The 25,612-nt window shown below is 66.2% G+C and carries 23 protein-coding genes and 1 pseudogene; 7 read left to right on the forward strand and 17 right to left on the reverse strand.

Features of this window, described 5'->3' with window-relative positions:
• Positions 1–21: 21 nt before the first annotated feature.
• A complete protein-coding gene (locus VET27_RS14345) occupies positions 22–459 on the reverse strand; it encodes a pyridoxamine 5'-phosphate oxidase family protein (protein WP_526519180.1) in 438 nt (145 codons plus the stop codon).
• A gap of 407 nt (positions 460–866) precedes the next feature.
• On the opposite strand from VET27_RS14345, the gene VET27_RS14350 reads away from it, so the two are divergent.
• Positions 867–2,471, forward strand: coding sequence for a sensor histidine kinase (locus tag VET27_RS14350; protein WP_526519281.1), 1,605 nt, complete (start codon positions 867–869; stop codon positions 2,469–2,471).
• A 20-nt stretch (positions 2,472–2,491) separates the two neighbouring features.
• Here the strand turns inward: VET27_RS14350 and VET27_RS14355 are convergent, their stop codons facing one another.
• The 7 genes and pseudogenes from VET27_RS14355 to VET27_RS14385 form a co-directional block, all read right to left on the reverse strand.
• Positions 2,492–2,581 (reverse strand): SHOCT domain-containing protein, encoded by a 90-nt coding sequence (locus tag VET27_RS14355; protein WP_526519283.1) that lies wholly within the window; start codon positions 2,579–2,581, stop codon positions 2,492–2,494.
• A 265-nt stretch (positions 2,582–2,846) separates the two neighbouring features.
• Positions 2,847–4,121, reverse strand: coding sequence for an NRAMP family divalent metal transporter (locus tag VET27_RS14360; RefSeq protein ID WP_526519182.1), 1,275 nt, complete (start codon positions 4,119–4,121; stop codon positions 2,847–2,849).
• Positions 4,079–4,864, reverse strand: coding sequence for a magnesium transporter MgtE N-terminal domain-containing protein (locus tag VET27_RS14365; protein ID WP_526519184.1), 786 nt, complete (start codon positions 4,862–4,864; stop codon positions 4,079–4,081). The genes VET27_RS14360 and VET27_RS14365 overlap by 43 nt, the downstream gene beginning before the upstream one ends.
• 124 nt (positions 4,865–4,988) lie before the next feature.
• Entirely contained in the window at positions 4,989–5,423 is a 435-nt protein-coding gene (locus tag VET27_RS14370; RefSeq protein WP_526519186.1) for a pyridoxamine 5'-phosphate oxidase family protein, read from the reverse strand.
• Between the two features lie 230 nt (positions 5,424–5,653).
• On the reverse strand, positions 5,654–6,559 hold the full coding sequence (locus VET27_RS14375; protein WP_526519188.1) for a universal stress protein: 906 nt from the start codon (positions 6,557–6,559) through the stop codon (positions 5,654–5,656).
• A 106-nt stretch (positions 6,560–6,665) separates the two neighbouring features.
• Positions 6,666–8,376, reverse strand: a pseudogene (sulP, locus tag VET27_RS14380) (sulfate permease).
• On the reverse strand, positions 8,346–8,684 hold the full coding sequence (locus VET27_RS14385) for a hypothetical protein (protein ID WP_526519190.1): 339 nt from the start codon (positions 8,682–8,684) through the stop codon (positions 8,346–8,348). Before VET27_RS14385 ends, sulP begins: the two are co-directional and overlap by 31 nt.
• 261 nt (positions 8,685–8,945) lie before the next feature.
• On the opposite strand from VET27_RS14385, the gene VET27_RS14390 reads away from it, so the two are divergent.
• The 5 genes from VET27_RS14390 (at position 8,946) to VET27_RS14410 (ending at position 12,580) form a co-directional block, all read left to right on the forward strand.
• Positions 8,946–9,263: a hypothetical protein gene (locus VET27_RS14390; protein WP_526519192.1), complete on the forward strand. Its 318-nt coding sequence runs from the start codon at positions 8,946–8,948 to the stop codon at positions 9,261–9,263.
• Positions 9,260–11,305 (forward strand): erythromycin esterase family protein, encoded by a 2,046-nt coding sequence (locus VET27_RS14395; protein WP_526519194.1) that lies wholly within the window; start codon positions 9,260–9,262, stop codon positions 11,303–11,305. The genes VET27_RS14390 and VET27_RS14395 overlap by 4 nt, the downstream gene beginning before the upstream one ends.
• 105 nt (positions 11,306–11,410) lie before the next feature.
• Complete coding sequence (locus tag VET27_RS14400) at positions 11,411–11,701, forward strand: hypothetical protein (RefSeq protein ID WP_526519196.1); 291 nt, start codon at positions 11,411–11,413, stop codon at positions 11,699–11,701.
• A gap of 94 nt (positions 11,702–11,795) precedes the next feature.
• Positions 11,796–12,161, forward strand: a complete 366-nt coding sequence (locus VET27_RS14405; RefSeq protein ID WP_526519198.1) for a dsRBD fold-containing protein — start codon at positions 11,796–11,798, stop codon at positions 12,159–12,161.
• Positions 12,146–12,580 (forward strand): pyridoxamine 5'-phosphate oxidase family protein, encoded by a 435-nt coding sequence (locus tag VET27_RS14410; RefSeq protein WP_526519200.1) that lies wholly within the window; start codon positions 12,146–12,148, stop codon positions 12,578–12,580. Before VET27_RS14405 ends, VET27_RS14410 begins: the two co-directional genes overlap by 16 nt.
• A 261-nt stretch (positions 12,581–12,841) precedes the next feature.
• On the opposite strand, the gene VET27_RS14415 is transcribed toward VET27_RS14410, so the two are convergent.
• The 8 genes from VET27_RS14415 to VET27_RS14450 form a co-directional block, all read right to left on the reverse strand.
• Positions 12,842–14,194, reverse strand: coding sequence for a sensor histidine kinase (locus VET27_RS14415; protein ID WP_526519285.1), 1,353 nt, complete (start codon positions 14,192–14,194; stop codon positions 12,842–12,844).
• 150 nt (positions 14,195–14,344) lie between these two features.
• Positions 14,345–15,901 (reverse strand): peptide ligase PGM1-related protein, encoded by a 1,557-nt coding sequence (locus VET27_RS14420; RefSeq protein WP_526519202.1) that lies wholly within the window; start codon positions 15,899–15,901, stop codon positions 14,345–14,347.
• A gap of 8 nt (positions 15,902–15,909) precedes the next feature.
• A complete protein-coding gene (locus VET27_RS14425; protein WP_526519204.1) occupies positions 15,910–17,019 on the reverse strand; it encodes an adenylate/guanylate cyclase domain-containing protein in 1,110 nt (369 codons plus the stop codon).
• Positions 17,019–19,163 carry a hybrid sensor histidine kinase/response regulator gene (locus VET27_RS14430; RefSeq protein WP_526519207.1) on the reverse strand — a complete coding sequence of 715 codons (2,145 nt, stop codon included), beginning with the start codon at positions 19,161–19,163 and terminating at the stop codon, positions 17,019–17,021. The genes VET27_RS14425 and VET27_RS14430 overlap by 1 nt, the downstream gene beginning before the upstream one ends.
• Positions 19,164–19,320: 157 nt before the next feature.
• Positions 19,321–19,833, reverse strand: coding sequence for an FHA domain-containing protein (locus VET27_RS14435; RefSeq protein ID WP_526519209.1), 513 nt, complete (start codon positions 19,831–19,833; stop codon positions 19,321–19,323).
• A 101-nt stretch (positions 19,834–19,934) separates the two neighbouring features.
• The gene (locus tag VET27_RS14440) at positions 19,935–21,230 is read right to left on the reverse strand and encodes a vWA domain-containing protein (protein WP_526519211.1); all 1,296 of its coding nucleotides are present in this window, start codon (positions 21,228–21,230) and stop codon (positions 19,935–19,937) included.
• Positions 21,227–22,162, reverse strand: coding sequence for a PP2C family protein-serine/threonine phosphatase (locus tag VET27_RS14445; RefSeq protein WP_526519213.1), 936 nt, complete (start codon positions 22,160–22,162; stop codon positions 21,227–21,229). The genes VET27_RS14440 and VET27_RS14445 overlap by 4 nt, the downstream gene beginning before the upstream one ends.
• An 89-nt stretch (positions 22,163–22,251) precedes the next feature.
• The gene (locus tag VET27_RS14450; protein ID WP_526519215.1) at positions 22,252–24,246 is read right to left on the reverse strand and encodes a tetratricopeptide repeat protein; all 1,995 of its coding nucleotides are present in this window, start codon (positions 24,244–24,246) and stop codon (positions 22,252–22,254) included.
• 1 nt (position 24,247) lies between these two features.
• Here VET27_RS14450 and VET27_RS14455 point away from each other — a divergent pair, with 1 nt between their 5' ends.
• On the forward strand, positions 24,248–24,427 hold the full coding sequence (locus VET27_RS14455) for a hypothetical protein (RefSeq protein ID WP_526519217.1): 180 nt from the start codon (positions 24,248–24,250) through the stop codon (positions 24,425–24,427).
• Between the two features lie 40 nt (positions 24,428–24,467).
• Here the strand turns inward: VET27_RS14455 and VET27_RS14460 are convergent, their stop codons facing one another.
• Positions 24,468–25,607, reverse strand: coding sequence for a hypothetical protein (locus VET27_RS14460; protein WP_526519219.1), 1,140 nt, complete (start codon positions 25,605–25,607; stop codon positions 24,468–24,470).
• Positions 25,608–25,612: the final 5 nt, after the last annotated feature.

The raw sequence follows: 25,612 nt of genomic DNA on the forward strand, positions 1-25,612 counted from the left end.
GAGATGCTCGGGGGCAGAGGATCACGACGAATCGGACCAATCATCGGGTTCACCACCGAAGCGAAACCGTCGCCCACTGATCTCACTGGGCGTGATCCGCAGGAAGCGACGCTTGATCGTCGGGATCCACGGCAGAACCTGCGCGCGCTCGGCCTCGGCGATGTCAGCGGAATCGTCCAGGACTTCGGCCTGCCCCTTGACGACGACACTCCATCCCTCGTAGACGTCGTGATCGTCGGCTTCGAACGCGACGCGCTGATTGATCAGCGCGCTCAAGAGCTTCGTGCCCTCCGCGGTGCGCAGCAGGATCGTGTGCCGCTGCACGACGAAGTTGACCGGAAAGATCTCTGGTTGGCCCCCAACGCTGGTAGCCAGCCGCCCCAGCGTGACGCTGGCCAGTTTGGCCCAGGCCTCGTGCTCCGTCAGCTCGAGGACGGGGTCGGGATCGAAAGCCGTCATCGGTGACCCTTCTTGTCTGTCAGTGCCATGCGACCCCCGAGCGGTCCCCGAGAACCTTAGTTTCAGAAGGTAAAACACCCGAGCCGACGTGTATCGGGGCATGCGTCACCACTCCAAGAGCACAAAGTCCCTATCTTGACCTGCTACGACGACGGCTCGAGGTACTCACCGGGCCCGACGATCTCGTCGCCGAGAGAGAGCCCCCGTTGTCCGGACGGCGCCAATCCGCGATGCCGACATAAAAGTCTTTGTGCGAGGGTAAAATTCGCTCATCGCTCGCGGAGCGAAAGGGGAGAAGAGGCATGGAGCGAGCTCAGCGAGAATCGGCGTTCGCGCAACTGGGGCGCAGGGGCCTCGTGGGCCGCATACACGAAGACCTCGACGAGTTGCTGGCGGCCCGCGACCAGATGGAGCGACTGCTCCAGATCTTCCTTGAAATTGGTGCCGATCTCGATCTCGAGGCGACGCTGTCGCGGATCGTCACCGCCGCCATCGAACTGACCGGAGCCCGATTCGGCGCTCTGGGCGTACGGGCCTCCGACGGCACCCTGAGTTCGTTCGTCCACGTCGGGATGAATGCCCAGACGGTGTCCAAGATTGGTCATCTCCCGGCCGGCAAGGGTGTCCTGGGCCTGTTGCTGGACAGCAACGACGTGATCCGTCTCGACGACTTGACCGCCCATCCGGTGGCGGTCGGACTGCCAGAACATCACCCGCCCATGTCCGCCTTCCTCGGTGTCCCGATCACCATCCGCGGGGATCCGTTCGGCAGCCTCTACCTCACGCACTCCGACCCGAGTCGTATGTTCAACGAGGCCGATGAGATAGCGGCACGTGCCCTGGCATCGGCCGCCGCAGTCGCGATTCACAATGCGAGCCTGTTCGAGCGGGTCCGTGCCGGTGCGAAGTGGGTGCAGGCCAGCCGCGAGATCACCACGGCGTTGCTGTCCGGGGCAAATCCAGCGGTCAAGCCCATGTGGTTGATCGCCAAGCGGGCCTGCGAACTCGCCGAGGCCGAGCAGGCGATCGTCCTGGTGGCGGCCGATGCCGAAGCGTCGCAGGACGACGTGACCACTCTCGTCGTGTCAACCGCGGTGGGCCTGCACGCCGACGACGTCATCGGGCGTCGGGTCCCGGTTGACGGGTCGACCACGGGCGACGTATTCACATCGGGTCGTGTGGTGATCACCGACCGGTTTCGGCATCCGATCCAGTCCTTCACCGACGTGGGTGAGCGGCCCGCGATCGTGATGCCGCTGCGGTACAAGGACAGCGTCGTCGGTGTGATCGCCGTTGCCCGCAATAAGGATCAGCCGCCGTTCGACAGTAGCTACCTCGAGCTGATCGGCGACTTCGCCCACCATGCCGCAGTGGCCTTGACGTTGGCGGCTGCGGGCGAGAGAGTGCGTGAGCTGAGCATCCTCGCCGACCGCGAGCGCATCGCTCACGATCTGCACGACCACGTCATACAGCGACTGTTCGCCACTGGTATGCACTTGCAGGGCACCATCGCCCGCGCGCACTCCCCCGTGGTCGTCGAACGACTGAACCGCACCCTCGACGACCTGCAGGCCACGATCGAGGACATTCGCACGACCATATTCGGCCTGCAATCACCGTTGCACGGCGAGGGTTTTCGACAGCGAATCCAGCACCTGCTCTCGGATCTAACCGAGGACCTCGGCATCGAGACGCGTCTCCATCTGTCCGGGCCACTCACTGCCGTCAGCGGCACCTTGGCCGAGCACGCCGAGGCCGTCCTGACCGAACTCATCAGCAATGCCGTGCGACATTCGGGCGCGGGACGCATCACCGTCGATGTTGCCGTCGCCGATGAACTGGTCATCCAGGTCACCGACGACGGACACGGCATCCCCGCGGACAACCAGCGCCACAGCGGCTTGTTCAACATCGAGCGCCGCGCCGAACAGGCGGGTGGCCGCTGTGAAATCTCGACGACTGCGGGCCTCGGCACGTCAGTCAGTTGGCGCGCGCCACTGACGGGGAACTGAACACGACGCCCTGGCATCCGTCACCGCTGGGCAGCATCCCCCAGAACGGCACGCCGTTCGCGATATTCCGTCTCGGTGATCTCGCCGCGGGCGAAGCGACTCGCCAGGATGGCTCGTGCCGATGGGGTTCGTAGGGCAACGGCAACGGCCTACTCACAGCGTGCGCGGCGGTCGCCCGCGCAGGCAGGGCCGTCAGCCACGAGGAGCGACGACTACTGGCCCTACTCGCCGGCTTGCCCGAAGCGACGATGCTGACATGCGACATGACGCCGACCAGATTTCTGCGCGCCCACCTCGCGCGCAGCGACTGCGCCGGGCAGTCAGACCGACGCTCTTGGCCTCGACCCTCGCGGCGCTGGTGGGCGCGGACACACTTCAAGGAAGCGATACCAGCCCCAGAGCGAGCACGCACAGCACCACCAAGGCGATCGTCAGTCCGTAGGCTATGGTTCCTGCACGTCGAATGGTGAAGCGGCCCATGAGATCACGATCCCGTCCGATGCCGATCATCGCAAACAGCAACGGCACCAAGAGGACGGCGTTGAGTATCTGAGTGGCCACGAGTATCGTCACCAGGGGGACGTTGGGGATGAGCACGGTCACTGCGCCGAGGAACGTGACGATGCCGAACGTGAGATAGAACGTCCTGGCGTCGCGGAAGGTGTCGTCGATGGCCGCCTCGATGCCCGCATACTCGCACACCGAATAGGCCGTTGACAGAGGCAGTATCGACGCAGCCAGGAACGCTGCCCCGATGAGACCGGTGGCGAATAGCTGCGAAGCTGCGGTGCCAGCGAGGGGTTGGAGAGCGACGGCGGCGTCGGCGGCATCGTGGATCGAGCGGCCGTTGCGATGAAGGGTGGCGGCACAGGCCACCACCACGAAGAATCCGATTACGCCGGTGAGCACGGCACCGGTGATCACGTCGATCCCAACGAGCGCGAGATCTTCGGTCCGAAGCTTCTTGTCCACCGCGTAGGACTGGATGAACGACAGTCCCCACGGTGCGAGCGTGGTGCCGACCGTTGCGGTGATGATCGCGATGGCTTCGCCATTCATGGGCATGGTCGGAATCAGAAGTCCGCGGCCCGCAGCACCCCAGTCGGGCCGAGCCAGAACACCGGACGCGATGTAGGCCACGAAGACCGTCGACAGCAGCAGTAGGAAGTGCTCGACGCGACGGAAGCTGCCGCGGAGCACGAGAAGGGAGACGGTCACGGCGGACGCGGGGACGCTGATGTAACGGCTGATCCCAAAGAGCTCGAAACCCGCAGCGATGCCTGCGAACTCAGCGCAGGTGGTCCCGACGTTGGCGACGACCAACGCGATCAACGCACCGCCACCCAACCGCACGCCGTACCGTTGACGCACCAGACCGATGAGCCCCTGTCCAGTGACGACACCCATTCGAGCAGCAAGCCCGTGGAACAGTACGAGGGCGACGGTGGACAGCAGCAGGACCCACAGCAACTGGTAACCATGATTCGAACCGAGCACCGAGTAGGTCGTGATGCCCGCCGGGTCGTCGTCGGAGAGTCCAGCGAGCAGTCCCGGCCCGACCACCGCGAGCAGCGCCCCCAGGGCCACGCGCCTTCGACGCAGCAGCGTCACGAAGCCCGTCGATCCGGAAACTGCCGTCGACGGGGCCACACCCGGGTGCGTTCGAGCCGTCGCCCGATGAGCGCGGGAGCACGCCCCAGGCGGGCTCGCCAACTGGCTGCGTGCTCGACGGGCATGGCGGCCACGATCTCAGCGGCATCGTCTTCCTGCATTGCCCTCAGCAGCCGCTCGGCCATCGCGGGATCGACGATTCGCACCGCATCCGCGGCCAGGCTGGGCGCCTTGGCGACGAGAACCTCGGTCGCGGATTCCAGGTCGAGCCGGGCGATCAGCGAGGCCAGCCCGCGAACGTCCAAGTGGTGCACGGCGGACCGCGGTGAAGCGAGTTGCACGGCATGGCCACGTTCCGAGGTCAGGTGCACGTCGCTCCACGCCACGGCGTCTTCGCCTGCGCGAGCCGCCTCCCTGCGCAGACCGAGCCTCCGAAGCACCCCGCCAAAACCGACCTCGACGCCGACGAGGTTGAGGCGCCCATCTGGTGTCCGCGCCAGCACCACGTCTGCGACTCGGGCGAGCCGTTGGCCCACCACATCGACGATCTGAGTGTCGAGAACGTCGCGGCCGAGCAGGATCTCGTCCTGGAGCAGGGAATCTGTGAGGGAGGTGACGGTACACGCGGCCATGTCGTCGACGCCCAGCGATAACTCGATGCCCAAACGGCGGACACTCTGGACCGCGGGCCACGGCACCAACAGATCCTTTGCGCGACGGCGCTCTACCAGGAGGCGTTGGATCGCGAGCGGGCCGGCCTCATCACCAAGGCGGACCGTCATGTCAGCGAGACGGCCAATGGACCCGCCGTCATGGGTTCGCACTTCCCTGCCGATCATCCGGCTGAACAACCACACTTCAGAAGCTTCCCGCAGCGATGACGGCCCGCGGCCCGGTTTGCACTCTTCAGCCGGCAGCTTGAACGTCGTCGAGCGCGGGACCGAACTGAAAACGGCGGCCGGTGACATTGAGCGGAAGAATTCGCACGAAGTGCTGCTTGGTCGAAGCCGTCCACGAGAGTAACCCGGCCTGATCGGCCTCATCGAGTTCTTCGTCGCTCCGGAGTACGCGAGCGGTTCCCTTGACGATCACGCTCCATCCCGCGACGAGGTCGTGCTGATCGGCCTCGAAGAGCACGTCGTGGTTGATTGCGGCACTGACCAGCTTCGTGCCCTCGGCAGTGCGGAACAAGATCGTGCGGTGTTGGACGGCGAAGTTGACCGGAAAGATCGCTGGATGACCGTCGACGCTGGTGACGAGTCGCCCCAGCATCACACTCGACAACAGATCCCAACATTCGGTCACCGACAGGATGGAGACCGGTTGAGGCAGATCGGACATGGCCGCAACGTTATCCGGCTCGCCGCGCGCGCGACGGGGCACAAAGTCACTTGTCCGCCGTACCAACGGCCCGCGGGGGTGAAGCGAGCGACGGCCCCGGAGCCGCTAGGGGGAGAGCTCCGGGACCGTCGGGTCGGTGGCGCCTAGAGTCACGCGCGCTGGCGACTCGGCGCATCGTGGAATTCCGATCTCAGCACCGAATCGCGTTCTTACGAAAGGGCCGAAGGTCATCAAGGCTTCGCGCCGGCATGGAGCATCACGGGACAAGAGAGAACGCTGAGTGCGCACTCGGCGGCAGGATCGAGCACGGTGCCGATGTCGTGTGACTGCCGGTCGGCTGCGATGAACAACGCAATCTGGCCGATGCGATCATGCAAGTACTGCCCAAGCACCACGTTTCGTTCCACCGCGACGTCGAGGCCGGGTCGTCTGGTCACCCACATGTCGAGTTCACGAGCCAGGCGCGCATCCAACTCGGTGGGGTCCGTCGCGCCTTCACGAACTGCCCAATTCACCAACAGTCGCAATGGCATCCGACGCAGAACCGACTCTTCGACGGCCACGCGCAACAGGTCAATAGCGGCTGGGTCGCTGCCGAGCTGGGCGACGACCCACCCGTCGGCGAGCGGTTCACCTCGTACGATCGTCACCGGGCAGTCAGCCTCCAGCAAGACTTCCGTGGTGATTCCCACACGGTGACCTGGATGCGGCGCGCGCGGACCGTTCGAGCCGAGGCAGATCATCACCGCGAACTCGCGTGCGAGCGCGACCGAAGTCGGCGCATAGGCGATCTCGGCGGTGACGTCGATCGCGCTGCTCACCTGTCTAGCTCGTGTGGTCGCTTGCACCAGTGCCACATCGTACTGTCCGGCGTGCAGTGGTTTGGCTCCAGCCGCCGCGGCGTCCGATGGGTCGACCGCAAACACCAACCGCAGTGGCACGCAGCGCAGTTCCGCCTCGATCGCCGCCCAGGTCACCGCCTTCAGTGCACCGGGCAGTCCGTCCACGCCGACGACGACCGCAGGGCGATGGTCGGCGGCAGCGGGCTGACGGTGGTGTCGTTGAAGGGTCAGCGAGTCCGCAAGCGCTGAGCACACGACAAAGGCCTCGAAGCGGTGGGTCTGAGAATTCTTCACGGGCCACTCCCCCAGGTCATTTCCTCAACGAACTGTTGATCAGCATCCACCGTCGGGATCCTCGGTGACAGAGCAGGCTTGCCCGCGGGGCGGGGACCAAAGGCCTTCACGAGGCCGGAGGATCGTCGTGAACCCGAGACCGCTGGTAGGCGTCGACGGCAGTTGGCAACGTCATGAACAACCGATCGCGGCCGATCTTGTCGAGCATGCCAGCTGCCTCGAGTGCGTCGAGCAAGTCCTGCTTGACCCTTGCCATGGCGAAGACGATCCGTCGGCTCGCGAGTTCCTCGCAGAGTCGTGCCAGCGCATCGATGGCCGTCATGTCGACCTCGACATTGGCCTCCACACTGAGCACGAACCAGGTGACGGGCGGCAGCGACCGGTTGACGGCGGCCAGTGCGCGAAACCGGAAGTCCTCGGCGTTGGCGAAGCACAACGGCGCGTCGTAGCGGTACGCGAGCAATCCCGGGATGACGGTCGCTTGCGGATAGTCGTCCACGTCGTGCATGCCCGCGAGTCCCGGCACGAACCCTTGGACGCTGTCGTGCGCGCGGGCCAACCGGCGCAGCAGATCGAGAATCGACAACGCGACCGCGGCGAGCACCCCGTACAGCACGCCGAGCACGGACACCGCAACCGCGGTGGTCAGAGCCAGCACGAACTCGCTTCGCCGGAATCGAGCGAGCCTGCGAAACTCAGCCACGTCGACGAGCTTCGTTGCGGCGTAGAAGATCAGCGCACCGAGGGCAGCTGACGGTATGTATGCGATGAAGCCTCCACCGAACACCACCACGCACGCCACCGCAACGAAGGCGACCAACGAGTACAGCTGCGTGCGCGACCCCGACGCGTCACCCAACGCGGTCCGACTGCCGCTGGAGCTCACCGGGAAGCCGTGGGTGAAGCCCACGGCCAAGTTGCACACTCCGAGCGCACGTAGTTCCGCGTTGGCATCGATGTCCGCTGATTGACGTGCGGCAAAGGAGCGGGCCGTCAGTACATTGTCCGAGAAGGCCACGACCGCGATTCCAAAGGCCGGCGCGATCAGGTCGTGCAGGGATTGGCGCGTCAATTCGGGTACGTCGAAGGGTGGCAATCCGACGGGTACGGCGCCCACGACGTCGATGCCGTGGCGCCGCAACGCGAAGACGGCGACCACCGCCGCGGCACACAGCACCCCGATGAGCGGCCCGGGTAGCCGCGGCGTCCAGCGCTCCAGCACCACGATCAGCACGAGAACGGATGCCCCGAATACCATTGTGGGCCAGTGTAACTGGTCCACTCCGGCGGCAAGAGACAGCAGTTGCGCGTAGACGGTGTCACCCGAGGCGGTTACTCCTGCCGACCTGGCTGACGATCATGACGATCGCAATGCCCGTGAGGTAGCCGATGAGGACGGATCTGGACAGCAGATTGGAGAGGAAGCCGAGCTTGAGCAGCGCGGCGATCAGGCAGATGGCTCCAACGAAGACGGCCAACGTGGCCGCATAGTGCGCATGCCGCGTCGGGTCCCCAAGGGCCAGGGGACCCAACACGGCCGCCGTCATCAACGCCGTCGTCGACTCGGGTCCGACCGACAACTGACGGGAGGACCCGAGGAGTGCATGGACCAAGAGCGGTGGCAACGCCGTCCATAGTCCGGTCACCGGACTCAGCCCCGCCAACGCCGCGTACGCGAGTGCCTGTGGAACGAGATAGGCCGCAACACTGAGACCCGCCTGCACATCGCCGCTCAACCATGATCTCGAGTACCCGCGCATACTCGCGAGGTTCGGTAACCACGAGGTCAGCCCGTGCGCCGGCTCAGCGCTGAACATGGCACCGCACCAATGTCTCGGCTTGATTCCTTGGTCGATTCACGCATCAGTCGGAGACTGCGGTTCAGGGTCAGGGGGATCAGGTGCGCCGTCACGGTGGCGCGCGCCTTCAGGTGCTGAAATGCTGCTGCTACCAACGTCTCGACGCCGGTGCGAGAGGAATTCGGAAACTTGACACACACGGCCGCAACGATTCCGGCGAGTTCGTCGGTCTCCAGTTTGGTGGCGTCCCGGCCAGTCGGCCCGGCAGCATCCGGTAGCACGACCAAGCCCAACGACGCGTCGGCACCGGCCCCGAACTCGGTCATCACGGTCTTAACCCGCGCCTCTGTCGGCTCGGCGTCGTGGCCGGATCTCGATTGCCATGATCATCCTCCCGGACGTGGGTGGGCACGCGTCCTATCTCATCGCCGAGCTCACGCTAGATCGCGAACCGCCTTCCGCCCTAGGGCCGAAGGGCTCTCAGCGTCACGCCGTGTGACCCACGCCGTGCTGGCTCTCGGACCCAAGACGATTTGAGATGACCTTAGGCACTACTGGGTAGGGCCCAACCCACGTACGAAGGAATCGTGCGTCTCTTGGAAACCAAGTCGACCATCGACGTCGACGTCACCGTTCAGGGATCGCTGCCCGGTGCCGCCGACTACGCTCGGCGCAAGATCGGCGGCTTGGCAGCGTTCACCCATCAACCCGCCGCCCATGCGCGGGTTCGGTTGACCAATCTCAGCCACAGTCGACTTCCCGGGCCCGTGGTCGCGCAGGCCAACCTCGAGATCTCCATCCCACCTGGTCCGACAGCTCTTCACCGAGGCGGCCCGCGACATCGAGGCCGCATCGGCCCGACGTTCGGCATGACGCATCCGGTCGGCCTCCAGGAGCAGCGATGACCACTCACCCAAACCGCGACACCGGTGCTGCGGTGTTTCGCAGCCGCCAGGAAGCCGGGCGAATCCTCGGTGACCTCCTGAGCGCTTACGAGGGTCGCGACGACGTGGTCGTGTTGGGGCTGGCCCGAGGCGGCGTTCCGGTGGCCTTCGAGGTTGCGTGCGCATTGAGTGCTCCCCTGGACTGCTTCATCGTGCGCAAGCTCGGGGTGCCCGGTCGCGAGGAGTTTGCGATGGGCGCGATCGCGAGTGGGGGGCGCACCGTGCTCAACGACGACGTCGTTCGTGGACTTGGGCTCAACTCCTCGCAAATTCGCGCGGTGTTCGAGCGCGAGGGCCGCGAGTTGATTCGACGCGAAGCCGCCTACCGGGGAGACCGACCGCCACTGCAATTGAGCGGCAAGACGGCGATTCTCGTCGACGACGGCCTCGCCACCGGATCCAGCATGCTGGCCGCCGTTCTCGCCATTCGCGACCAGGAACCAGCGCATGTCGTGATCGCCGTGCCTGCCGCGCCCGAGTCGACGTGTCGCGAATTCGCCGAGATGGTCGACGACGTCATCTGCGCGTCGATGCCCACGCCGTTCACCGCCGTCGGCGCCTCGTACTGGGACTTCGCCCAGGTTACCGACGAGCAGGTGCGCGAGCTGTTGACCACACCGACCGCATCGACGGTATCCCCTGCACCCCAGCGGCATCGGTCCGCAGAAGCGGTGCGCCGCAGCGCCCTACCCGCTCCCGACGGCGTCCCCGCTCCCGAGGTGCTGGCTGAACTGATCGGCGATTCCCGCGTGGTACTCATCGGCGAGAGCTCGCACGGAACGCACGAGTTCTACCGGGCGCGCGCCGAAATCACGCGGTGGTTGATCGAGCACGAAGGTTTCACCGCGGTCGCCGCCGAGGCCGACTGGCCCGACGCGTACCGCGTGAACCGCTTCGTCCGTGGGGCAAACGACGACGCCACTGCAGAGGAAGCGTTGAGCGGGTTCCAACGATTTCCGGCGTGGATGTGGCGCAATGTCGTGGTCCGCGATTTCGTCGACTGGCTGCGCCGACACAACGAGCTTGGCCGCAAGGAGGGCCTGATCCAGACGGGCTTCTACGGGCTCGACCTCTACAGTCTGCACCGATCCATGCAAGCCGTGGTCGACTACCTCGACACGGTCGATCACGTCGCTGCGGCGCGGGCGCGTCACCGCTACGCGTGCTTCGATCACGCAGCCGGCGACGACGGCCAGGCCTACGGCTACGCTGCCGCGTTCGGGGCGGGCGACTCGTGCGAAAACCAGGCGGTGGCACAGCTGATCGAACTGCAACGCGATCGCCTCGCCTACCTCGGCCGGGACGGCAGGCAGGCCGAGGACGACTTGTTCTGTGCCACGCAGAACGCCGCGGCGGTGCGGGACTCCGAGGCCTACTACCGCTCGATGTTTCGCGGGCGGGTGGATTCGTGGAACCTTCGCGACTCGCACATGGCCGAAACCCTTGACGCCCTGCTAGCTCACTTGGACGAGCAACGGGGAAAACCGGGCAGTACCCGAATCGTGGTGTGGGCGCACAATTCACACGTCGGTGACGCGCGGGCCACGGAAGTGGGCGCCGACGGTCAACTCACCCTGGGCCAGCTGGTGCGCGAGCGTCACGGCGACCAGTGTCGCCTCATCGGGTTCAGCACCTACGAGGGAACCGTCACGGCGGCCAGTGAATGGGGCGGACCCTCAGAACTCAAGACCGTCCGACCGGGCCTGCCCGGAAGCCTGGAGGAACTCTTTCACGAGGCCGGGCCATCGCCGTTTCTCATACGGATGAACCAGGACCATCCCTCCGACGTCACTGAAGCGCTGGCTTGCGTGCGGCTGCATCGCGCCATCGGTGTCATCTACCGACCCGAGACCGAACGTCACAGTCACTACTTCCACGTCCGACCCGCAGACCAGTATGACGCGATGATCCACTTGGACGTCACCACGGCGCTGACGCCGTTGGAGCCGACGAGCCCACGGGCCGAGGGACAGACGCCCGAGACGTTTCCCAGCGGTCTGTGACGGTGGACCATTGGCTCCCCAGTAGGGGACCTTTGCCCTTCATCGGCTGAATACCGTAGCGACTAGCGTCGAAGGCGACCACAACGAAGAAGGGACATTTGACCAATGACGGACCCCACGAAGACGGACATCGCAACAACCCGAGTAGCGGACCTCGCAGACGAGGTGCGCGAATCGGCCAGGGCTGGACAGCACGCAGCAAGCGAGGCTTTGCGCAAGTTCCGCCACACAGTCGATGAGGCCATTCCCGAGTCCGTGCAACCGCTACGCAAGAAGATCGTCGACGCCGCAATCGAATTGGCTGATCAGCTCGTCACCGCCCAGTACAAGTTCAACCGCAGCATCGTGCAGACCGCGGACCGCGCCTTGACCAAGTCGGACAGCGAAGAGCAGTAAACGGGCGCCGCACCTCGCGTCCAGCGGGGCGCGGTGCACCACTGACGGTTCCCGCGATTCAGATTCGTGGCGCGGACCCGAACAGGATGGAGCGATGACTGCAAAAGACGCACGTCACGTCGCCAAGAACTGGACGGTATGGGTATCGGTCGACGAACACGATGGAACGACGCGTGCCACCGCTCGTCTACGCGGCCGGCGCAAGGACGCGGTCGGTATCGGCCTCGCTCATCTCCGCGGCGAGCGCAAGGAGACGGTCGGCACCGGCTCGGCCCGCCTCAATCCTGCCGACCAATACGTCCCGGGCATCGGGGATGAACTGGCCGTTGCCCGCGCTTTGGCTGATCTTTCGAAACAACTTCTGGGTGCCACGGCCGATGACATCGAAGAGGTGACCCACCAGCCGGTGACTCCGTTACGGGGTAGCCGAGAAGGTGGCCCGTCATGCTCGGAGTGTTGAGTCCGGCCGAAGTCGAGGATGTTCTGACCAAGGGTACGATCGGACGTCTCGGCTTGGTTCACGACGGCCGCCCGTACGTGGTGCCCGTGTGTTACGCGTACGCCGACAACCACGTCTACGGCCATTCGATGGCGGGCATGAAGATGGCTGCGCTGCAACGAACCCCAGAAGTCTGTTTCGAGGTCGAAGACGTAGCGGACCTGTCCAACTGGCGGTCGGTGATCGCCTGGGGCGCGGTGGAGATGCTCAGTGGCACGGCCGCTGAACGGGGTATGGACCTCCTCGTAGATCGCATCGTGCCACTGCTCGCGCCCGGTTCAGTCGCCGCGCATGCGGCGCATGGCGGCACGAATCAGGTTCATGCGACGGTGTACCGAATAGGACTCGCCGAGAAAACCGGCCGGTTCGAGAGACAGTAGCGTCGACGGGCGACGGCCCCGGAGCCGCTAGCAGGGACTCCGAGACCGTCTCGACAGTGGCGTCAGTGCCACGGCTCTTTTCCGGTCGGCGTTGCGACTCGATTTCAGCACCAACGCATCGCCTGAAAAAGGGCCGGAAGTCACTAGTGCGATGGACGACGCGCTTCACGATCCGGCGCGACCAAAGTCATTGCCGAGCGTGCGCAAAGTGCGAATTTCGTCCGGCGTGTCGCCCGCAGACACGCACGCTCGCGGGGGTGGTCATCCCGGCGAAGACGTAAGCGTGCCATCCCATTTCGGCTCCTGGCTGGGTAGCCGGAGCAGCAGTCGGGCGCCGCCCAAGGGACTGACGTCGAGCTGCGCCGAGCCGCCGTGCAGTTCGGCCTGCTGAGCGACCAGTGCCAGACCCAGCCCGGAGCCCGACCGCGACGCCGTCGTACCGCGGGCGAAACGCCCGAACACTGCGGCCCGCTCGTCCTCCGGCACGCCTGCGCCATTGTCGTCGACCGCAATCTCCACGCCGGCAACCGAACTCACCACGCTCAGCCGTATCTCCGAGGCGCCACCATGTTTGACGGCGTTCGCGATGGCGTTGTCGATCACCAACCGCAGCCCCGCCGGTAGCCCGACGATCAGCTTCGACGGCGACGGCGACAGGGTGACGTGCAGGCCGGGATAGATGCGCAGGGCGTCGTGCGCGGCACGGTCGAGTAACTCGGTTACGTCGAATGCGACGAAGTCGTCGGCGGTCGTGAGCTCCCCTTGCGCGAGCCGCTCCAACGCAGTCAGCGTCGCCTCGATCCTGCCCTGGGTCCGCACGACGTCGCCGATCACTTCGTCACGCTGCTCGGGGGCCAGGTCCAGCGTGGACAGCACCTCGAGGTTGGTGCGCATGGCGGTCAGCGGGGTGCGCAGCTCGTGGGACGCGACGGCGGCGAAGTCGCGGGCGGATTCCAGCGCGGCCCTGGTGCGCTGCTGCTCCGTGCCGATGCGGGCGAGCATGCCTTCGACGGCCTCGGCGATCTCGACGGCCTCCCGCACGCCGCGAACCTGGACCTCGTCGGGCATGGACTGGGCGTTGATCGCGCGGGCCTGCTGGGCCAGCAGGCGGAAGGGAACGATCATGAGCAGCGAGATCACCCAGCCGACCAGCACGGTGCCGGCGATGACTCCGCTGCAGATCAGCAGCACGCGTAGGTGAAGCTCGTCGATCCGGTGCTGCGTCTCGGCCAGCGGCGCACCAAGCGCGATCGAGCCGGGACCAGCAGCGAAGGTGCGCACCCGGTACTGCACACCGTCGATCTCGGTGGTGGCGTAGCCGTTGGCGAGTTCGGGAAGGACGACGTTGCTCGGCACGGAGACGGTGACACCGCCGATCCGTGCGGTCCGGACCACGTTGCCGTCCGGCATCGGCTGGCGTGCGTCGGCAGCGGGTGAGCTGTTCAGCAGATTGCTCACGTCACCGAGGCTGCTCACCGAGTCGAGCCGACGGTCGAGCTGACTGTACTGGTCATCGGTGACGCCGACCCACACCCAGGTGCCCAGGACGATGACCAGGATGATCACCGCCAACGCGGCGACCACGACGATGCCCCGCAGGGAAAGAACCTTGATCAGGGGCCGCAGTAACCGGTAGACCCGGTCGTTGAGTTCCACTATCGAAGCCGCGGAATGAATCCCGCGCGATCCACGGTGTGCGGGTACCCGGTCGACATCTGCACCAGGTTACTGATCATGCACACGGGTGCCGCCGCGGGCGTGGGCTCAACCGATCACGGACCCTTCCTCGAGGGCGACGTCCGCCTCGTGAAGCAGGACGGACTGCACCTGCTCGTAGATCCGCTGGGCATCCTCGGGGTCGTCGCCGACGGCGGTCAGACCGACGCGGCCACACTCGGTGAGGCAGTTGATCATGTGAAACACCACGCCGGTACGACGGGCCTGGTCGAAGTGAAGACCTTCGTTGACGACGATGTCGAAGAGATCCGCGACGGTCAGTGCCTTGAGCCGGTCATCCTCGAAGTGATCGGTCGCGACAAGGTACTTCCTGCTGCCGCTTGGCGTCAGGAAGACCCCGCGCTCACCGTCGTAGCTTCCGTCGGTGAGAAACTGCAAGGTGAGGAACGGATGGGTGGTCCCGCCCTTTCGGAGGTTCAGCTCGATGGCATAGGGCGTCCATCCGCCGCTCTCGTCCTGCACGGTGACGAAGTCCACCGCGAACCGCCCCAGGACGCCGAGCTTCGCGAGGTGTCGTCCGATCACCATCGCCGGCTCGGCGATCATCGCGGCATAGCCGGGGTCCGCCGGGAACACACACCCGAGGTACTTCTGACCGCTCGCACCGCCGAGCAGCTGGTCGTGGGTGGACAGCAGTTCGACGGTGCCGTCGGGCAGTGCCCGCATCTGCACGCTCGGACTGGTTAGCGTGACGCCGGTGATGCGCTCCTCGACGATGCCGCCGTGCTCCTCGAAGGCGGCCAGATAGACGTCGAGAGTGAGCTTCTCGGACTCCAGCTGCATGCCGAGTAGTCGCTCCTTGATCGCGGCCGCCTCGTCCGGCGAGCCGGAGGGCGGCAGCCCGTGCAGATCGACCAGCGCGTTGCCGGATCCCGAGACGCCGTCGTTGAGTTTCACGATCGCCTGATCGAGCGTGGGCCGTTTCACGCGCATGCTCTTCACGCTGGCCACGATGTCGTCAAGCGTGTGGAGGTCCTCCGCCCCGACCGGGCATTGCACGCCGAGCTCGTCGAACATCCTGCGGCAGCCGGTCTTGGTGCCGAGTTCTTCGAGCCGGGGATCGGCACCGTACATGGGGATGCCGAGGCTGAGCGCCACATCGCGTTCGAGCGGTGTCGTGTTGTATGGGATCAGGTGACTCTTGGCCGGGTTGGGAATCAGGGACCGTATCGTGCGCAGCAGCCGTGGTCGCGCCAGCAACTTCGAGCTGAGCGACGCCGAGGACGCGTCGCCGACGGGCACCAGGGTGAGGCGGGCCCTGGCATGGCTCGGTATCACGCCGGGGAGCAGACCGAGGTAGTACTCGATGGTGGCTTCCGACACCGGCTGCGAGGTCACGTAGATCATCCGCAGCCGTGGTTGGCGGAGCAGCAACAGCAGGAAGAGCGCCCGCTCCTCGAGCGCCTGCATGACGGTGCCGCTCCTGGAGCTCGGCCCGTCCATGCTGACCGACGGCACCACCACCACCGATTCGTCGTCGAACCCACGCTGCATCGATGCCCACACTGCGGGCATCGACAGTTGGAGACTGTCGAAGACGCGGTATCGCTCGTCTTCGTCGAGCTCCGACAGCTTCTTTGTCATGTCCTCGCCTAACCTTCCTTGAGTGCCGTGATGTCGTGGACCCGCACCGAGCGGCTGAATCCCTTGGGCTTGAGGTCGCCGACCCGTTCCGAAACCGCGACGTGCTCGGTGGCGGCCAGCACGCGATCGGTGACGAGCACCTGCCACGGACCGGCATCTCCGCACAGCCGGGCCGACAGATTGGTGACGCTGCCGATCGCGGAGTAGTCGAAACGGTCCTCGAAGCCGATCCTGCCGAGCGTCGCGAAGCCCTGCGCGATGCCGATGCCGAGGGCAAGGTCGTGGCCCTTTCGAAGCCATTGCCCGGCAAGCTCTTTCACAGCGTCCCGGATGCCGATCGACATCCGAACGGCCCGCTCGGCGGCGTCTTCCTGCAGGACCGGATCGTTGAAGAACGCCATGATCCCATCGCCGGTGAACCGCTCGAGGGTGGCTCCGTACTCGTGCACCAGGCCTCCGATGGCGCGGTGATACTCGGCGAGCACACCCATCACCTCTTCGGGCTCGCTCGCCTCCGCGAAGGGCGTGAAGTTCCGCAGATCGCAGAAGACGACCACGATCTCACGCCGATGGCTCTGCAGGAGGTTCTCGTCGCCGACGACCAGGTCGGCCAGTTGAGGCGACAGGAAGCGGCGCAGACGGCCGGCCCGTTCCAGCTCGTCCACCTGTTGCGCGACCCGGTTCTCGAGCTCCGTGTTCCACTGCGCGAGCTCGTCGGCCTGTCTCAGGATCGTGTCGTGATAACGCTTGATCCGCGCCAGCGACGCCACGCGGGCCAGTAACTCGCTCTGGTCGAAGGGTTTCGGGATGAAGTCGTCGACCCCCGCTTCGAGGGCGGCGAGGCGTTGCTCGCTACCGCTGGCCGTGATCATCACGACCGGAAGGAACTCCGTCGCAGGCGTCGCTCGGATCCGGCGGCAGACTTCGTACCCGTCCATGTCCGGCATGACCACGTCGAGCAGGACCAGGTCGACGTCGCCGGACTCGAGCAATGCCAGCGCATCCGGTCCCGACGACGCGGTGAGGACGCGATAGCCGCGCGGTGTCAGGACCGCATCGAGGAGCCTCAGGTTGGCCGGCTGGTCGTCCACGGCCAACACGGTTGCGAAGATGTCCATCACGCCGCCCCCACCCGACGAAGCGCATCGACCAACTCGTCCCGACGAACCGGCTTGAGCAGGTACGACTCCGCTCCGAGCGTCAGACCCTTGGACCGATCGTCGACGACGGAGGTGATGATCACGGGGATCGCGGCAGTCGCCGGGTCCGCCTTGAGCTCGGCCAGCACCTGCCACCCGTCGAGGCGAGGCAACCGGATGTCGAGCACGACAGCGGTAGGCAGCACTCGGCGAACCATGTCGAGTGCCTCGACGCCGTCCCGGCACCGAACCACTTGGGTGGGTGAACCGTCCAGGTAGGCCGACATGAGGTCCAGCGACGCCCGGTCGTCGTCCACCACGACAAGGACGGGAAACTCGCGGCCTCGGGCCGCGACCTCGTCGCCGCCGTCCTCGAACCGAACTGGGACCGAGAAGCCGAACGTACTTCCGGAACCCACCGCGCTCTCCAGCCACATCCGGCCACCGAACAGCTCGACGATGCGTCGCGACAGCGTCAGTCCTAGACCGGTGCCCTCCTCTTGAGCACCACGACGCCCACCCTGCTGAAAGGTTTCGAAGATCCGTTCCCGATCCTCGGGGGGCACTCCGATGCCGGTGTCGGTCACGGTGACCATCAGGTCGGCTGCCTCACGCCAGACCCGGACGCCGACGCTGCCACCGTCCGGGGTGAACTTGACGGCATTGGACGTCAGGTTGAGCAACACCTGCTTGAGGCGGAGTTCGTCGGCGGCGACCACGCCGACGTCGGCGGCGATCTCGACGGTGACGGCGATGGCGTGCTGGTTCGCCCGCTCGCGGACCATGGTCAACGTGGAATCGAGCGTGCTCGCGACTCCGAAGCTGCTGGGCTCGAGGTCCATCTGACCCCTCTCGACCTTCGACAGGTCCAAGATCTCGTTGAGCAGTTCGAGGAGGTGCCTGCCGGAGTTCCAGATGTCGCGCAGATAACCGTCTTGGCGATCATTGATCTCACCAAACGTCCTATCCAACAGCACCTTCGAGAAGCCGATGACCGCGTTCAACGGGGTCCGCAGTTCGTGCGACATGCTCGCGAGGAATTCCGACTTGTGGTGGCTGGCGATCTCCAGCTCTCGAAACAGGCGGGCGTTGACGATGGCCAGGGCCGACTGGCTGGCGAAGGTCTCGAGCAACTTGATGACGTCGGGAGGGAAACTGCCCGTGCCCCGTCGCCCGATCACCAACACGCCCACCATCGAAGCGCCGCGCAACATCGGTACCGCGAGAACCGACCGCCACCCGTCCCGGAACAGAATCTCCAGGTGGGGGTCGCGCTCCGCGCGGGCCAGATCGGGAACTTCGAGAGGCCGATGCGCCATGACGCTGCGGCCCACCAACGTCGACCCCCGGTCGATCGTGATCGACCGCAGCTCCTCGAGAAGCCCACTACTCCTACCGAAAACCGAACGTACGTAAAATGATTCGCTGGAATCGTCGTACTCCAGAATCGAGCCGCCATCGGTTCTCAGGGTGATGTCTCCGAAGCCGAGGTTGGTGAGCCGCACCGCGTTGCTGACGATCTGGTCCAAGACCACGTCGAGGTCGAGGCTCGAGCCGATGGCCTCACCCACCTCCCGCAGCGCCTCCAACTGCTCGACCTTGCTCGACAGTTCGGCTTGCCTGGCCTTGAGTGCGCTCATCAGGTTGGCCTGACGCAACGCGAGTGCACCCTGAGCGGCAAACTCCTCGAGGCGTTCGCGCTCCTGTTCGTTGAAGGGCGCGACATCCGTGCGCCACATGGACAGCACACCGACGACCTCGTCCTCCAGGAGCATCGGCGTGGAGAGAAGGGTGCGGAAGCCGGTCCGCGTCTGGAGGTCTGTGCGTCCGTATTCGGTGTCGCTGAGCACGTCGGCGATCTGATTGGTGCACTTGTCCTCGGCCGCCCGCCCGACCATCGACGAACGGTCCCTGGCGATCGGGTGGTCCACCAGGTATGCGCGGTACTCATCCGGGGTGTCGCCGGAGACTCCCGAGACGCGGAACACGTCGCCGTCGGCGAGAAAGAGCTGGGCGGCCTTCGCCCCGCACAGTCGTGCGGCGAACTCCACGACGGCGTCGAGCACGGCCCCGGGATTGGCCGCATCCCTACCGAGAGCCGCGAGGATCTCGCGGCTGGCCAAGGACTGGTTCCGGGCGTCCTTTAGCTCCTGGTGAAGTTGAAACGATTGTCTCGACGTGCGCGACGTCCGATCGTTCGGCTCGGTCACAGTGCCCCCAATTCACGGACCTACCGACAGTCTGGGCCTAAAAACTGCTCAGAACAGTCGGATGCGTAAATTAGGGGTCTCTTTCGATTTTGATCGTCGTCCATGCGCCGACGTGGATTCGGTCACCGTCGGCGAGCGGCGTCTCCTCGCCGTTTGCCAGGAGGTCCTCGCTGTCGTTGAGGCTGGTTCCGTTGGTGGATCCGAGGTCGGTGATGGTGGGCCCGGTGTCACGGACCCGCAGCACCGCGTGCTGTGTGGACACACCGCGGTCGGCGGGCTGAAGGCCGAGGTCGATCTCGGGCGCCACGCCCTGATCGCGGTTGTGCCTCCCGATCAACGCGGCGTCGCGCTGCAGGGTGATGTGGCGTTCGGGGAAGAACTGGGGGAAGTCGACGGTGTCGGGGCCACCGCGAGCGATGACGCGCTCGTAGAACGCCCGATCGGCCGTCACGACCGCGGTCCACACCACAGGGGTCTGCACGGGCGTGGCGGGCGCGGGCAGCGCGGAATCGTGACCACACGTTTCACAGAAGCGCCCGCTGACCGACGCCCCGCACGCCGGGCACGCCTTCGCTGCGGTCACGGGCGACTCAGCGGCTCCCGCGGCGGAAGCTCCGATCGAGGCCCCGCACACGTCGCAATAGTCTTCGGCGGTCGAGGTGTGTCCCTCTGGGCAGATCGGCATCAGGCCTGCTTCTCCTTCCGTACCCGAGCGGTCTTCGTCGAGCGGGCGTCGAGGGCCATCTCGTCGGCAGCCGCCACCTCACGCTTGAGACGAGCCGTTCCCGAGCGCTCGTCGACCTCGATGACCTTGCCGAGCTCCGCGACCTTGTCGTCGTTGCCCGATTCCACGGCAAGTTCCATGGCCCGCTGCAGTTTCGCGGTCGCGGTCGCCACGTCCCCGTCCCTGCGCGCGGCCAACCCGTCCTGGACCGCTTCCGCCAGTTCTGCCTGACCCGTGTAGTGCGCCACCCGGCGGTTGATCCTCGCCGACAGCGCCGTGTCGGCGGTCCACACCGCGTTGACGAGACCCTGGCCCAGAATCTCCTCGCCGGCAACGACACTGACTCGGGCGGCCAACTTCTCCTTGCCCGACACCGCTGGATCGACCGCGACCTGAAGGTGGTAGTCGCGGTCCTCGGCGCCCCAGGAGCCCAGCGGGTACTCCGCCAGCTGAGTGCCCGCTTCCACGCGACGGTGAGTCAGATCCTCGACGGTCGGTGCGACCTGTTTGACGAACTCGACGGTGGCGCCGGCCGGAGTCCACAGCCGCAGGATCAGATCCGGGATCGACTTGCCCATCGACGTCCGCATCATCGCCGCGAAGTCTGCTGCGAGGTCTTCGGGATCGGCGACGATGTCCACGGTCCCCATCAATGCGGACGAGATCGAGCGCAGTTCGTCGACGCGCCACGCGGTGCCCACGCCACGGCAGTCGCAGGTGAATCGGCCCACGCTGAGGGCGATTTCCTGCTGCAGCTGTTCGGGCGTTTCGTGCTCGTCCTTGCCGTCGGTGAGCAGGATCGCATGGGTGAGCGCCCCCGGGTATCGCCCGACGATGTCGCGGACATACGCAAGCCAGGTACCCATCGCCGTTCCGCCATTGGGCCGCAGCCCGTCGACCGCCCGCGCCGCCTTGGCCTTGGTCGACGCGCTCGCCCGCGTCGGCACTCCCTCGGCGGGATAGACGGCGGCGGCCTGCCCGGTTCCGGCCACGATGATGAAGTACGTGCCGTCGCTGAGCTCGTCGATGGCAGCGGCCGTGGCGCGTTTGGCGGCATCGAACTTGCCCGCCGGCTTCAGCATCGACGTCGAACAGTCGATGATGATCGCCTCGACGCGTTCCGTCGGCGTGGCCGCCACCGCGACGTCGCTGCCGACGGTGATGCTGACGATCGCATCGACCGTGCCGGACCCTTCTGGAAGATAGGGATTGTGGTCGACGTCAACCGAAATGCCCTGCTGCTCCGTTGAACTCATGTAGGTCCTCCAATCGGGATCACTGCGACGGTGATGTTGTCCTCACCGCCGGCCTGCAAGGCGTGTTCAGTGAGCGCACGCGCCGCCGCCGCCGGCTCGACCCCTGAACAGAACCGCGCGATGTCCGCGGCGTCCGGCAGGTAGTTCCACAGTCCGTCCGAACACAACAACAGCGAACCCGGCCCGACGGCCGTGATCGTCTGCACGCTCGAATCCGACCACGGCTTCGCCTCGGAGTCAGCGCCGAGCCAGCGGGTGATGGTATGCGCACCGCGCAGCACGAACTCCGAGTTCGCCGCGGCACCGGCAGTCATCAGTTCCTGCGCCACCGAGTCGTCGACCGTCAACTGTTGCTGGAGTTCCGGCGGGTGGGGCAGCCAGTAGGCCCTGCTGTCCCCGACGCTGCCCACCGTGATCTCCACCGTCCCCTTGGGATTCGGCACGAGGGCGGCAGCGGTGTAGGTACAGGACGGCGCATTCGCCGGGTCCACTCCCGTCCCAGCCTCAGCCGCTGCCTTCGTCGCCTCTGCCAGTCCGGCCAACACCGCCGCGCGTGTCGTACTGGAAATGGCGAGTGCCGTGAGCATTCCCTCCAATCCTGCCTTCGACGCGGCGACGGCAGCCATCTGTGGTTCACCCGAGGTGGACACCCCGTCGCACACGGTGACGGCGAGGGCGTATTGCCGTCCCGGGACGCCGGTCACCATTCCCGCCGCGGCGGCGTCCTCGTTGCGAGCATGGTGCAGACCGCGGTCGGTGACGAGCGCCATCACGCCGAGGACGGCCTCGTCGCGGTCGGGCTCGGCGCGCCGATGGCCGCATCCGGTGCAGTACCCGTCGGAGAAGGCATCGTTGCCGCAGTCGACGCACGGCCCCTCGACGATCTGCCCCGTCCGCGGTATCGCGACGCGGCTCACCGCTGGCTTCGGCACTTCGAAGAGGGGTCCGCCGCAAGTCTCACAGAACCGGTCCGATTGATCAACCACCGCAGCGCATTTCGGGCACGCAGCCTGCTCACCCGTCATACCCGTGTCCTCGGCCTGATCGCATTCGCCTTCTCCACCAACTCGATGCGTTCCCACGTGCCCGTCGTCTCGTGGGCCAGTTCGCGGTAGCAGCGTTCCATCCCCGAGCGGACACCGGGCTCGTCGAAGTCGGCACCGAGCAGGCGCGGGGTCTTGGTCTGGTGGCCTGCCCGTAGCCAGCCCAACGCCGCCCCCAATACCCGCAGCCGGACGGTCGCCCGCTTGGCGGCGGACTCCAGGGTGAGCGCGCCGGCCCGCTTGTCGGCGTCGAGCAACGTCTGCTCGTCGAGGTTGTCGGATGTTCGTCCTTCGAGCAGGATCTCGATCCCGGTGGCCCCGGCATCGGTGAAGTGCGCTGACGCCGCCGGGATCTGGTCCAACGCCGCTATCGCACCGGTGCGGTCTCCCGCTCGCTCCCGCTGCCTGGCCAGCCCGAAGGCGGCGCTGACATAGCTGCGATCCGTGCGCCACACCGTCTCGTAATAGCGCATCGCATCGTCACGTGCGTCACGAAGCTCGGCCGTCGCCGCGATAGCCAGCTTGGGAGCCAGCTCCCCTGGCAACGTAGCCAGAACCGTGTCGAAATCGGCTGCGGCGCGGTCGAATTCACACTCGATCAGCGCGCACTGCCCGCTGTACCACAGCAGTCGCCAGTCTCCGGGTATCACCGACTCCAGCTCGGCGAGGCGCGTGCGGGCGTCCTTCGAGGCGCCAAGCTCGAGTGATGCACGGACCAGTCGCAACGGGATCTCGACCGCGGCGCCCATGAGCTGGTCGGCTCCGCCGCGGGCCAGGTTCAGCGCCTGCTCGAGTTGCGCAGGCGGCGTACCGCTGGTCGTCGCGAGCACGGCGGCACCCGGGTCCGTCGGGTCGACCACGGGGACCGGCAGCGCGGCGATCACGCGTGACGGCTTCACCGGCACGTCCCGGCCCGCACCGTAGACCTCGCGTTGCGGGCTGAAATAGGTCGACATCCGCGGCTGCGCGACATTGGTTTCGGCAGAAGCGATCTCGTGCAACACCCCGGTCAGTTGATCGGCCATCTCCTCCATCGACGCGAAGCGACGCGCCGGGTCGGGATCGGTGGCGCGAAGGATCGCGCGGTACAACGATTCGTGCTTCGCGAGCGCCGGCACCGTGGCGGGCCCCGGCAGCTGGTCGACGAAGCGTCCGTGTTCCTGCGGCACGTCCATGACGAGAACGGCGAGGGTGCGACCGACGGTGTAGACGTCGCTGGCGACGGTGGGCCCGGTCTGCGCGATCTCCGGCGCCTGATAGCCGGCGGTCCCGAAGATCGCGCTCTCCTCGTCATCCATGGCGATGACCGCTCCAAGGTCGATCAGCTTGAGCTGTTCATCGGTTTGCATCACGTTGTCCGGCTTGAAGTCGCAGTAGGCGAGACCCAACGTGTGGAGGTAGGCGACGGCGGGTGCGATCTCGACGAGGTAGGCGACGGCCTGGTCGGGCGGAAGCGGGGCGTTGCGGGCCTTGCGGATCTGCTTCAGCGACGTGCCGCCGACGTACTCCATCACGATGTAGCCGACCGGGGCGGCGGCGCCGGGATCCATGTGCTCGACGAAGTTGTAGATCCGGACGATGTTCGGGTGTTCCACTTCCGAGAGCGTGAGGACCTCGGCGGCGGCGGCGGCCATGGCGTCGGCGTCGGTGGAGTTGATCAGGCCCTTGAGAACCACCCAGCGGTTGTGCACGTTGCGGTCGACGGCGAGGTAGATCCAGCCGAGCCCACCGTGGGCGATGGCACCCTGCACCTCATACTGGCCACCGACGATGTCGCCGCGAGACAGCTTGGGAACGAACGAGTATCGCGTCCCGCACTGTGTGCAGAAGCCCTCGACGCGCCCTGGGCTTCCGTCGCCGCTGCGCCCGACGGGCTTGCCGCAATCGGTGTTGCCGCAGAACCGACTGCCCTCCGGAACCTTGGGATCGGTCAGGATGGCCGCGGCCGGGTCTCCCTTGGGAACCCGCGGCATCGTGACGACCCCGGCGCCGAGGTGGCCGCGTGCACTGGAGGATCTCGAGGAACCGGTGCGTGCCGTTCCCGCCGATCGGGCGGTCGGACGACTGGCCGCGGTGACCTTCGCTGCGGCGGTGGATACGGGCAACGGCGCCGAGCCTGGCGGTGGTGGGGCCGTGCCGCAGACATCGCAGTAGCCGTCGACGACGGTTCCCTCGCATCCCCGTTCCGCGCACCTCATTTCGCGCTCCCCTGCTTCTCGACGAGCAATTGCTGGTAGTCCGCGACCGCCCGGGTGACGGCGCGGAGGTCGCATGGCTGCCGGTGCAACAGGCCGGAGGCGATCCGACTGCACGCCAACAGGTCTCGATCCTCACCCAGATCGAGCCGGGCGGCCTTCGCCTGGTATGCCGTCAGTCGCCCCTTCAGCTCGATGCGGCGGTCGAGCAGCCCCTGCGCAAGCTCCTCGTCCTCGGCAACGCAACGCAGCGCCGCCTCGATCCGCCGTCGCAGCGACCGAAGGGCAGGTGGATCGGGTGTGGTGATCGCACCGAACTGGGCTCGCAAGTCCGGCTCGGCGTCCTCGTGTACGGGGAGCGGGCTGGACAACACGTCGTGCACGGCGCGGGCTCGGACCTCCACCATGCGGTCGAACCCTTGCCGCAACGCATCGAGTCGGGCCGCCGTCTCCGCGAGGGCGCTGGACCAATTCGCCCGCAGCGCCGCCAGTTCGGCGAGTTCGACCGACCGGCGTTCGACTTCGTCGGCAATGACGCGGATGCGCCCGTCGACGTCGCGCGTCGTCAGGGATAGCGGGTCCGTTGCCGACACGGCCAGCAGTTCGGCGACCTCCGCGGGGAAGGCTGCGCCGGCGTCGTCGAGTCTCTGCTGCAACGGCGCGAGCCGGTCCACGATCAGTGAGTTCACTCGGTCGACGTCGTCGAGGAACTCGACCACTGCGGGGAACGCATCGCGCATGCCCGCTGCCATGTCGGCGAGACCGACATAACCCACGGCCTCACCCGGCCCGGTGATCTCCCTCTGCGCCAGAGGGATTCGCTCCCGGGAGACCTCGAGTGGACGTTCGCGCAGCCATCTCGTCAACTCGACGCGGTCGTCCTCGTCCAGCCTCGACCGCCGCGCCCGCACCGCCTTTGCCGAATCCAGGATCGACGTCATCCGCCCCACGTCCTGCCACAACTCGTCGAGAGACTTCTCCACCGCACTCCACCTCTGCAGCGTCACGCCGGTCGGCGGATAGCGACGCACGTGCTGCAGTCCCGGGTGGTTGTCGAGCTCCAACAGCGTCGCCGAGGCGGCGTCGATCTCCCTCGTACGCGACTCCAGTTCACGGTCGATTTCCTCTGTGGTCAACATCGACG

The organism is Mycobacterium sp. (assembly GCF_035633495.1).
Taxonomy (GTDB): Bacteria; Actinomycetota; Actinomycetes; order Mycobacteriales; family Mycobacteriaceae; genus Mycobacterium.